The following is a 10716-nucleotide window of genomic DNA, read 5'->3' on the forward strand; positions in this document are numbered from 1 at the left end:
GGCACCTCTCCGAGACCACCGAAATTTCCGGTGATATTCGGATAAATGCCTTTCGTCGAGCTGTGTGTTAGCTGAAGCCCGCTCCGGTCACCGCCGTCAGGCGGGCAAGGGTGTCGCGCATGACGGCGCGCAGGTCGGCATCGGCCGGGCCCTCGACCCACTGCTCGAACGCCACCCGCAGCACGACGGCACCGCTCTCCGCGGCCAGCGCGGCGTCCCGCGCCGGCACCCCGCGCTCGCGCAGGCCCTCGGCCATCAGCGCGGCCATCGTGGCCATCTTGATGAGCTCCCGCTCGCGCAGCTCGGCGGTCGCCATGATCACCGACTGCCGGAGCCGGGAGTGCCGATGGTCGCGGCCGAGCAGCTCGGCGGTGGCGTCCAGCGCGACCGCCACCGCCTGCATCGGCTCGGCCGTCGCGGGCACCCCGGCCAGGCTCTTGACCACGGCGTCGCGCAGGAACTCCGAGCCGGCGAAGAGCACCTCGCGCTTGTCGGCGAAGTGCCGGAAGAACGTGCGCGCGGTCAGGCCGGCCTCGCTCGCGATGTCCGCCACGGTCGTCTGCTCGTAGCCACGCTCGACGTACAGCCGCATCGCCGCCTCGGCGAGCCGGCCCGCCGCACCTTCCTGCCATCTCGCCACGGCATGATTCTAGTCATGTCACGCGATGACATCACTCGTGCTAGCGTCGGTGATGTCATCACGTGACATCACTGGAGGTTTCCCATGCGCATCTTCGTGACCGGCGCATCCGGCTGGATCGGCTCCGCCACCACCGCCGAACTCCGCTCCGCCGGACATCAGGTCGTCGGCCTGGCCCGCTCGGACAAGTCCGCCGCCAAGCTCGCAGCCCTGGGCGCCGAGGTCCGCCGCGGCGACCTCGACGACCTCGACGGCCTGCGGGCCGCGGCCGCCGACTCGGACGGCGTGATCCACCTCGGCTACAAGCACGACTTCACCCCGGCCGGCATGGCCGAGGGCGCCCGGGCCGACGGCGTCGCGATCACCACGATCGGCGACGCCCTCGAGGGCACCGGCAAACCGTTCGTGATCGCCTCGGGCGTGGTCGGCCTCGCTCAGGGCCGGTTCGCCACCGAGGAGGACCAGCCGAATCCGGCCGCCCACCCGCGGTCGGCCAACGCGGCCGCCACGCTCGCCTACGCCGACCGCGGCGTACGGGCCGCCGTCGTCCGGTTCGCGCCGACCGTGCACGGCAAGGGCGACTACGGCTTCATGGCCGCTCTTGTCGACATCGCTCGCCGCGCCGGCGTCAGCGGTTACCCGGCCGACGGCGCGAACCGCTGGCCCGCCGTGCACGTGACCGACGCCGCCGCGCTGGTGCGGCTCGTCGCCGAGCAGGCGCCGGCCGGCACCTCCTGGCACGCCGTCGCCGAGGAGGGCGTCACCACCAAGGACATCGCCGAGGCGATCGGCCGGGCGCTCGACCTGCCGGTCAAGTCGGTCCCGGCCGAGCACTTCGAGTGGCTGGCCATGTTCTTCGCGATGGACGCGCCGGTCAGCAGCGAGCTGACCCGGCAGACGTTCGACTGGAAGCCGACCGGGCCGGGCCTGATCGCCGACCTCGACGCCGGCAGCTACACCAGCTGACCGGCCCTTAGTGGTGGTGGGGTGACTCGTCGTCCAGCAGCGGTCCCCCGTTGGAGAGGTCGATGCCGGGGCCGGGCTCGTTCGCGGTCACCTGCACCCGGTCGGCCGGCACCTGGGCGGCCCGGGCCATCGCGTCGCGCACCGCGGCGATGGCCGGGTCGCTCAGGATCGCGCCGAAATACCGCACGGTCACCCCGGCCGACTGCACCGCGGTCTCGTAGTGGTTCAGGGTGTCGGCGAGGATGCCCTCGCTGTCCTCGGCGTCCCGGACCGCGGTGGGGGTGACCCCGGCCGCCGGCACCACGGCGAACGTCAGGTCGTGCAGGAGCACCGGCTCGACCAGGTAGAACGCCACGTCGGCGGGCTGGTGGTCACGCATGAACGCCTCGCCCCGGGTCACCGGGACGCCCTCCGGCAGCACGAATGTCATCTCCGGCACCAGGTAGTTCAGCATCTCCTCGCTGAACACCGCGAAGGTCGCCTCGGTCAGCGCCCCGACGTCGGCCTTCTTCGCCGCCGCGGCCAGCTCGGACCGGATCTTCGCCCGGTCCGCGCCGGCCACCGGGTGCACGGCGATGGCGGCCCGCTTGCGCACCATCGCCCCGTCGTACGTCGTCGTCGCCCGGGCGTCGCCCGCGTCGTCCCCACCTATGGCGGAAATCGATGGGGACGACGCGGACGGTCTGGTCGGCGCGCTCCACACGCCGATCAGGATCAGGACCGCCACCGCGGCGGCGGCGAGCAGGTGGTGGCGGCGCATCACGTACCCAGCGGGTAGGAGGCGCCGTAGGTCGACGGCATCTCGTCGTCGCTGTCCGGGACCGGCTTGTCCGACGAGACCGGGTCGTTGACCTTGGCGTCGCCGACCGCGAACTGGATCATCATGTCGTTGTCCTCGTGCACGAGGTTGTGGCAGTGCGTCATGTACCGCCCGCCCTCGTTGCCGTCGCCGGTGGTGAACTGCATCAGCGCCGTCACGGTCTCGTTCTCGCCGAGGTAGAAGACGTCCTTGCCGCCGCGCTCCCACGGGTGCGCCTTGCCGTCGGCGGTGGTGTTGCGGCCGATGATCTGGGCGTCGATCAGGTGGATGTGCAACGGGTGGAACCATCCACCGGACTCGTTGACCAACTCCCAGATCTCCACGTCGTACGGCTTGGGATTGCCCAGCACCCGGGTGAAGCCGGAGTCCTCGACGTCCTCCCAGGTCTCGCCGTTGACCGTCCAGAGCCCGTGCTTGCGCTCGACCCGGAGCCGGCGACGCGCGACGGCCATGTCCGCGGTGAGCTTGTTGACCTCGATCGCACCCCGGTTCGCGTACGGCTGCGGGCCGAGGTCGAGGGTGGTGGGGATGACGTACGTGTCCTTCGCGCCGGTCTCCTCGACCACCTGGAACTGCATCACCTTGCCGGTGTTCGCGAAGTCGGTGTTGTTCTTGTTGCTGAGGTTCTTGAGCTCGACCTTGGTGCCGGCCTTGTACTTCCGGAAGTCGATCAGGATCTCGTAGCGCTCGGCGACGCCGTGCCGCCAGGACGACACCGCGGCCACCTTGGGGGTCATGCCGGCGTCGGTGCCCACCACGTAGACCGGGTCGCCGGTCGAGAGGGTGAACCGGAACGAGCGGGAGATGCCGGCCGCGAGCACCCGGAAGCGGTAGACCCGGGGCTTGACCTTCATGGTCGGCCACGGCACGCCGTTGACCAGGATGACGTCGCCCATGAAGCCGGCGTTTCCCGAGTCGTCGAAGGCCACCGAGCCGTCCGCGTTGAACGCCATGTCGCTGACCACGAGCGGTACGTCGTACTCGCCCTGCGGCAACTGGGCCCGTTCGTACTGATCGCTGAGGTGGTACTGCGCGGCCAGGCCGGAGAACACGTTCTGCGCGGTGTCCCGGTGGTTGTGGTCGTGGTACCAGAGCGTGCGCGCCTGCTGCCAGTTCGGGTAGTGGTAGGTCTTGCAGTGCCCGGGCGCGGTCTGGTCGTTGGCGTACCCGTCGTACTGCGGCAGCGACGCCGACCCGTGCAGGTGGGTGACCGTGGAGAACGGCAGGCCGTTGATCCGGTTCACGGTGAGCTTGTTGGCGATCCGCACCTCGGTGCGGGTGCCCTGGTTCACCTTGATGGTCGGGCCCGGGAAGATCCCGTTGTAGCCGGCCACCGTGGTGGTCAGGCCGGGCACGATCGAGGCCGAGCCGAGCTTCTGGGTCAGCCGGTACCGCTGGAACGGCCCCTTGTCGTCGACGCCCTCCTCGAACGGCATCAACACCGGCGGACGCCGGAACATATTTGTGTACGGGGTGGGAGTGTTCTTCGAGGCCAGCTTGCTCGATGCGGCCAGTACCTCGCCACCGCCGGCCGCCACGATCAGTCCGCCGCCGCCCACCGCCAGCGCTCCGCGCAACAGATCGCGCCGGCTAACCCGTCCAGGTGTCATGCGCCCTCCCGCCTCTCAGGTGCCCAGGGGCGGCAGACGCTAGGAACACGTTCTGAAGTCCACCTGAGTAAAAGCTGAGAATCAGATCCGGGCTGAATAAAACCTGAGAACCGCTGTCGGATTGCCGATCGGTCAGACATGCGGGTCAGAGTGCTCGGACAGCTGGCGGTGACCGACGGCGACGGAACGTTGTTGCCCGCCGGTGAGCTGCCCAGACGGGCCCGGCAGGTGCTGGCCGTCCTCGCCGCCCGGCACGGCCGCATCCAGTCCAAGGACGCGCTCGCCGACGCGGTGTGGGGCGACGAGCTGCCCGGCAACCACGTGGCCGCGCTGGAGCACTACGTCTCGGTGATCCGCCGCCGCCTGCAGCCGAGCGACCCCGCCTCGGCCTGCTTCATCGTCACCCACGGTGGCGGCTACTACTTCGACACCGCCCGGGCCGAGCTCGACCTGGCCGACCTGCGCCAGCGGGTCCGCGACCTGGACGCGCTGCCGCAGGGCGGGCCGGAACGGCTCTCCCGGCAGGAGGAGATCCTCGAGCTGACCCGGGAGCTGCCGTTCCCCGAGGACCCGTACGCCGACTGGGCCGACTCGGCCCGCACCGAGGTGCAGATCGCCGCGGTCGGTGCCCGGCTCGAGCTGGCCACCGCCTGCCTCGAGCGGGACGCCAACCGGTCGCTGCGGCTCTCCCAGGAGGCGATCGAGCTCAACCCGTTCCTGGAACGGGCGTACCGGATGGCGATGGAGGCGGCGATCGCGCTGGATCGGCGCGACGACGCGCTGCGGTTCTTCGAACGGTGCCGGCGGGTGCTCAGCGACGAGTTGGGCGTACACCCCTCGGCCGAAATCATGCAGCTGCACCGCAAGCTGCTCACCGACCGGATGCCACCGCCGGAACCGGCCCCGGCGTCGCCGCGCCGGCGGCCGAACCCAAGTGAGTTCCTCGGCCGGGTCGCCGAGCTGCGCGTTCTCGTCGAGCCGCAGCAACCGAAGGTCATGCACATCGTCGGCCCGCACGGCGCCGGTAAGTCGGCCTACCTCGCCGAGCTGTCCCGGCACCTGGTCGGCCGGGTCGGCATCGGGGTGGCCGGGCTGTCGGTGCGGGTGCAGCGGCTGGGCTGGCTGCGCTCCGCGCTTCAGCAGCTGGGCGCCGAGCCGGACGCCCTGGCCGTGGTGGACGCGGCCGAACCCGGCGAACCGCTGGACCGCACCCGGCTGGACCGCATCGCCGCCGCGCTGACCGGCCCGGAACCGGTCGTGCTGGCCGTCGACGACGCCGCCGACCTCGACGAGGCCAGCGTCGCCGAGCTGGCCTGGCTCACCGCGAACTGCCCCGGCCTGCACCTCGTGCTGACCTACCAGTACCCGTCGCAGATCGTCCGGCGCCCGGTGGCCGGGCTCGGCACGCCGGTCGTCCTGCGGCTGGAGCCGCTCACCGCCGGCGAGCTGGCGCCGCTCGGCGACGACACCCTGATCGCCCGCACCGGCGGCATCCCGGCCCTGGTCGCGGTCGCGAACCGCTCCCGCGAGGTGGCCCTCGGGGTGGCCATGCAGACCGCCCGGGCCCGCACCCGCTGGATGCCCGACCCGGCCTGGGACATCCTGCGATTCGGCGCGGTGCTCGGCGACCTCACCACCGACGAGCTGGTCCGGCTCACCGGCTACCCGCCCGCCGAGGTGCTGGGCGCGGTCGACCACCTGACCCACGCCCACCTGCTCGACGAGCGCGGAGACGGACTGACCGGCCACCGCGCCACGTTGATCCGTGACGCCGTGGCCGGTCAGGTGTCCGGCGCGGCCGGCCGCTACCTGCGCGGCCTGCTCTCGGCTAATTCGTGATGTTCACCGGGATCGCCGGCTGACTGCCGCCGGTCGTGGTGACCAGGCTGATCTGCACGATCGGGCCCGGCACCGGGCCGGTCACCCGGATGCTGAACGCGCCGGTCGCGTCCACCGCCACCGGCGTGCCGATCACCCGGCCGGTGAGGTTGGCGCCGAGCACCGCGGTGATCCGCTGGCCGGTGATCAGCGTGCTGGTGCCGCTGATCCGCCATTCGTTGTTGCCGGTGCGGTAGCGCACCGCCAGGCCGGTGAACTGCTCGGCGGCCGGCCGGACCGTCGTGGTGGCCACGTCGACCCCGGCCGGATTGCGCACCGTCAACTCCAGCACCACCGGGTTGTTGTCGAGGACGAACGCGGCGTTCGGGCCCGGCGACGCCGGCAACGCCTGCGCCGGGAAGGTGAACGACGGCTTCGCGGTGGTGGCGCCGGTCAGCGTCACCGCCGGGCCGGAGACCTGCCGCCACGAGTACGTCTCGGCACCGGTCGACCGGCTGCCGTCCAGAGTCACGACGCGGCCGCGGACCACGGTCTGCTCGGCGCCGGGGATCGACTTCGGCAGGGCTGCCGCGACCACCGTGACGGTCACCGCCGCCGGCGCCGCGGAACCGCCCGGACCGGCCACCGCCAGCGCGAACGTGTAGGTGCCGGGCTGGGCCGGGACGAACGCGGCAGACGCGGTGTCCGCGCCGGTGATGGCCACCGGCGGGCCGTCGGTCTGGGTCCAGGCGTACGTGTCGATCTCGCCCGCCGAGCCGGAGCCGTTGAGCCGGACGGTCTGGCCGACGATCGCCGGGGAGTCGGCGGTCGCGGCGGCCACCGGGGCGGCCGGGTGGAACGTGCCGCCGGTGCCGGACACCGCCGTGGTCGCCGAGCCACCCGCGGTCGAGGTGACCGTGATCGTCGGCGGCGGCGCGAGCACCCCGGTGAACGGGGAACCGGTGATCGGGCCGAAACCGGTCACGCTCAGCACGCCGGTTCCGCTCGACGTGGCCTCCACGCTGAGGGTGCCGGCGTCCGCGTCGTACTCGATCCGGTTGATCCGCACCACGTCGACGACCGCTTTGGTCTTCTTCGCGACCGGGCGGTCGCCCGCGTTCACCACCTCGATCTTCGTGCCCGGCGGAACCGGGCCGGTGATCGGGAACCGGCCGTAGTAGCGGCCGTTGCTGCCGCCGCGCAGCCGGGTGGTGCGGAAGCCGAGCGCCGGGACGCCGGTGACCTCGATCGCCTGGCCGGGCTCGCTGGACGCGAACACCTCGAGCGCGCCGCTGCCGTTGCCGTCGACCGAGTACGTCGCCTGGTCGACATCGACGCCGGCGTTGGTGGCGTAGCGGCCCTGGATGGTGAACGTGTCGGTGAAACCGACCTGGGCCAGCACCGCGCCGGTGACCGGGTCGAGCCGTTCGATCCGGATGAAGTTCGTGTTGTACGGGCTGCCCACCACCTTGTGCGCGACGCCCGGATCGCCGACGTAACCGGCCGGCGCGGCCGGGGCGACCGCCGGATCCCACTTCAGGAACGGGCCGATCCGGCTGTTCAGGGCCTGGCCGAAGGCACCGGCGACCGCGCCGATGTCCTCGGTCATGTTGACGCCCTTCGTGTCGGTCGCCACCAGGTCGTCGATGCCGTACGGGTGGGTGATCCGGTAGCGCTCACCGGCCGGGGCATCGAAGCGGATCCGGATCCGGCCGAACACCATCTGGTCGCCGTCCACCACCTGGTCATTGGCGAACGCGCCCTCCAGATTCATCCCGATCACCACCCGGGCGCCCGAGGTCAGGGTCAGGGTGGCGTCGTCGAGCTGGTAGAAGAACTCGCCCGGGAAGTTGTCCGGGAACGACACCGGCTGTTCCGGGTCGGGCACCTCGTCGGCCAGCGCCGGGCAGAGCGGATCGTCCAGCGTCACGCACGCCTCCAGGCGTACGTCGTTGCTGTCCCGAAACCACGACGGGAAGCCGTGCTCGGCGATCGGGCCGACCTGCACCAGCTTTCCGGCCCTCGGTGCTGCCGGGGTGACGACGACTGCCGCTGCCCCACCGGCCAGCACCGCCGCACCTACCACGCCCGCCAGTACCGCGGCGGCTGTTCTCCGCATAGGACACCCCATTCCGTCCGGCACGATTCCGGACGGCGACCCTGACGGGCGTGCCTGATGTTCCGCTGAGTCTCCGCTGAAACCTCACGGCACGATGCATCGTTGCGCCGTGAGTGGGAGCAACCAACGAGCCGGCCCAACTCAGTCATCGCCAGATCCTCGAGGTGCTCGCCGGGCTGATGCTCGGCATGTTCCTCGCGGCCCTCGACCAGACGATCGTGGCGTCGGCCATCCGCACCATCGGCGACGACCTGCATGGGCTGTCGATGCAAGCGTGGGTCACCACGGCCTACCTCATCACCGCGACCATCTCCACCCCGCTCTACGGCAAGCTCTCCGACATCTACGGCCGGAAGCGGTTCTTCCTGGCCGCCATCACGATCTTCGTGCTCGGCTCGGCCGCCTGCTCGTTCGCCACCTCGATGTACATGCTGGCGGGCTGCCGGGCGCTGCAGGGCCTGGGCGCCGGCGGCCTGTTCTCGCTCGCCCTGGCGATCATCGCGGACGTCGCGCCGGCCCGGGACCGGCCCCGCTACCAGGGCTACTTCCTCGGCGTCTTCGGCATGTCCAGCGTTCTCGGCCCGGTGATCGGCGGCTTCTTCGCGGGCGCCGACGAGATCCTCGGCATCGCCGGCTGGCGCTGGGTCTTCCTGGTCAACGTGCCGATCGGGATCGTCGCGCTGCTGGTCGTCGCGCGCGTCCTGCGGCTGCCGCACCACCGTCGCGACCACCGCATCGACTGGTGGGGTGCGGCCACCATCTGCGTCTGCCTGGTGCCGCTGCTCACCGTGGCCGAGCAGGGCCGGACCTGGGGCTGGACCGATCTGCGGTCGCTCGCCTGCTTCGCCGTCGGCGGGGTCGGGCTGCTCGCCTTCCTGGTCGCCGAAGCGCACATGAAGGAGGCGGCGCTCATTCCGCTACGCTTCTTCACCAACCGGACATTTGCCCTGACCTCGGCGGGCGGGTTCGTGATCGGCATGGGGATGTTCGGCGGGCTCGCGCTGCTTCCGCTCTATCTGCAGATCGTCCGGGGTGCGTCGCCCACCGAGTCGGGCCTTCAGCTGCTGCCGCTCACCGCCGGAATCATGGTCGGGTCGTTGATCTCCGGGCAGCTCATCAGCCGGATCGGGCGCTACCAGCCGTACCCGATCCTTGGTGCTCTTCTGATGGTTGCCGGGCTTTTGCTTCTCGCCACCCTGGGGGTGGACACGCCGTTCTGGCGGACCGGGGTGTTCATGGGGGTGTTCGGGCTCGGGCTCGGGTTCGTGCTGCAGCCGATCACGCTGGCCGTGCAGAACGCGATGGCGCCGTCCGAGATCGGAGTGGCCACCGCTTCGGCCACCTTCTTCCGGCAGATGGGGGCTACCGCCGGGACCGCGGTGTTCCTCTCCATCCTGTTCGGCACCGTGGGTGACCGGATCTCCGAGGCCTTTGGCACCGATGCCGCTCGGCGGGCGGTGGGTGATCCGGCGCTGGCCGCGATGCCGGCCAACAAACCGCTGCTGGCCGCCCTGCAGGGTGGCGGGCACACCACGCTCGACGACACCTCTTTTCTGGCCAAGGCGTCGCCGGCGCTGGCCCGGCCGTTCCAGTCGGGGTTCTCCACCGCGATGGACCACATCTTCCTTTTGGCCGCCGCGATCCTGGTGGTGGCCTTCTTACTGTTCCTGCTCCTGCCGCAGGTGCAACTGCGCGACAAGGCCGGCCCCGCCCCGGAAACAGCCCCCGCTCCTCCGCCCGCACCGACTCCCCCGCCTGCCGCGGCCCCGGCTCCCCCTCCGGTGGAAAAGCCAGTGGAGATGATGGAAACGCCTGCGGCCGAGCCGGTTGTCATGCCGACCCACGCCGAGCATCGCGTCGCTCCCGGCCCGGTGATCAGCGGCCGGATCGACGGTCCGGACGGCGCGGTGTTGCCGAGAGCCACCGTCACGGTCGCCGACTTCGAGGGTGGGCACGTCGCTCACGCCACCACCGGTGCCGACGGTGAGTTCCGGCTCGTGCTCCCGCACGGGGGCACGTTCATGCTGATCTGCGCGGCCGACGACCACCAGCCGGCCGCGGTGCTGGTCAACGCCGGTTCCGGCGAGATCCGCCGGGTGCTGTCGCTGGCCGGCGCGAGCCACGTCGAGGGCCGCATCTCCGACCGCCGCAACCGCCCGGTCGGTGGCGCCACGGTCACCCTGACCGACCTGTCCGGCGCGGTGGTCGCCACCGCGAGCACCGACGCCGAGGGCCGCTACCGGCTGTCCGGCCTGGACGACACCGACTACATGCTGTCCGCCACGGCCGAGCACGCCCGCCCGGCCACCCGGCTGATCTCCCCCGCCCGGACCCGCCAGGCCGACCTGGTCCTGACCATCGGCGGCACCCTGACCGGCGTGGTCCGGGCGGCCGTCTCCGGCCGCCCGATCCCCGAGGCCTCGGTGGTCGCGGTCGACGAGCTGGGCGAGGTCGCCGGTTCCACCACCACCGACGGCGAGGGCCGCTACGAGATGCGCGACCTCCCACCCGGCGTCTACACGGTCGCGGCGAGCGGCCACGCACCGGTGGCCGGCCGGGTCCAGCTGATCGGCGAGCACACCGACCACGACATCGTGCTGGGCACCCCGCCCGCGTACGCCGGCGCGGTGCCCCAAGCCTGACGGGTCGGGCCCAGGCCGGCCGTGCTGGCCCAGGCCGGCCGTGCTGGCCCAGGCCGGCCGTGCTGGCCCAGGCCGGCCGTGCTGGCCCAGGCCGGCCGTGC

At 71.6% G+C, this 10716-nt stretch carries 7 protein-coding genes; 3 read left to right on the forward strand and 4 right to left on the reverse strand.

The window, feature by feature from the left end:
- Positions 1 to 67 precede the first annotated feature (67 nt).
- Entirely contained in the window at positions 68 to 640 is a 573-nt protein-coding gene (locus Adu01nite_RS01905) for a TetR/AcrR family transcriptional regulator (RefSeq protein WP_239132064.1), read from the reverse strand.
- An 84-nt stretch (positions 641 to 724) separates the two neighbouring features.
- Between Adu01nite_RS01905 and Adu01nite_RS01910 the strand changes: the two genes are divergently transcribed.
- Positions 725 to 1606 (forward strand): SDR family oxidoreductase, encoded by an 882-nt coding sequence (locus Adu01nite_RS01910; protein ID WP_203724456.1) that lies wholly within the window; start codon positions 725 to 727, stop codon positions 1604 to 1606.
- Between the two features lie 7 nt (positions 1607 to 1613).
- Here Adu01nite_RS01910 and Adu01nite_RS01915 read toward each other — a convergent pair whose 3' ends face one another.
- Together Adu01nite_RS01915 and Adu01nite_RS01920 are read right to left on the reverse strand one after the other, a co-directional pair.
- Positions 1614 to 2366 (reverse strand): hypothetical protein, encoded by a 753-nt coding sequence (locus Adu01nite_RS01915; protein ID WP_203724457.1) that lies wholly within the window; start codon positions 2364 to 2366, stop codon positions 1614 to 1616.
- Positions 2366 to 4036, reverse strand: coding sequence for a multicopper oxidase family protein (locus Adu01nite_RS01920; protein WP_203724458.1), 1671 nt, complete (start codon positions 4034 to 4036; stop codon positions 2366 to 2368). The genes Adu01nite_RS01915 and Adu01nite_RS01920 overlap by 1 nt, the downstream gene beginning before the upstream one ends.
- Before the next feature lie 138 nt (positions 4037 to 4174).
- Here Adu01nite_RS01920 and Adu01nite_RS01925 point away from each other — a divergent pair, with 138 nt between their 5' ends.
- The gene (locus Adu01nite_RS01925) at positions 4175 to 5875 is read left to right on the forward strand and encodes an AfsR/SARP family transcriptional regulator (protein ID WP_203724459.1); all 1701 of its coding nucleotides are present in this window, start codon (positions 4175 to 4177) and stop codon (positions 5873 to 5875) included.
- Here Adu01nite_RS01925 and Adu01nite_RS01930 read toward each other — a convergent pair.
- Positions 5865 to 7973: a PKD domain-containing protein gene (locus Adu01nite_RS01930; protein WP_203724460.1), complete on the reverse strand. Its 2109-nt coding sequence runs from the start codon at positions 7971 to 7973 to the stop codon at positions 5865 to 5867. The two genes, Adu01nite_RS01925 and Adu01nite_RS01930, sit on opposite strands and share 11 nt — an antisense overlap.
- A 113-nt stretch (positions 7974 to 8086) precedes the next feature.
- Between Adu01nite_RS01930 and Adu01nite_RS01935 the strand changes: the two genes are divergently transcribed.
- Positions 8087 to 10615 carry an MFS transporter gene (locus Adu01nite_RS01935; protein ID WP_239132065.1) on the forward strand — a complete coding sequence of 843 codons (2529 nt, stop codon included), beginning with the start codon at positions 8087 to 8089 and terminating at the stop codon, positions 10613 to 10615.
- Positions 10616 to 10716: the final 101 nt, after the last annotated feature.

It is taken from the genome of Paractinoplanes durhamensis, assembly GCF_016862175.1.
In the GTDB taxonomy this organism is placed as follows: domain Bacteria; phylum Actinomycetota; class Actinomycetes; order Mycobacteriales; family Micromonosporaceae; genus Actinoplanes; species Actinoplanes durhamensis.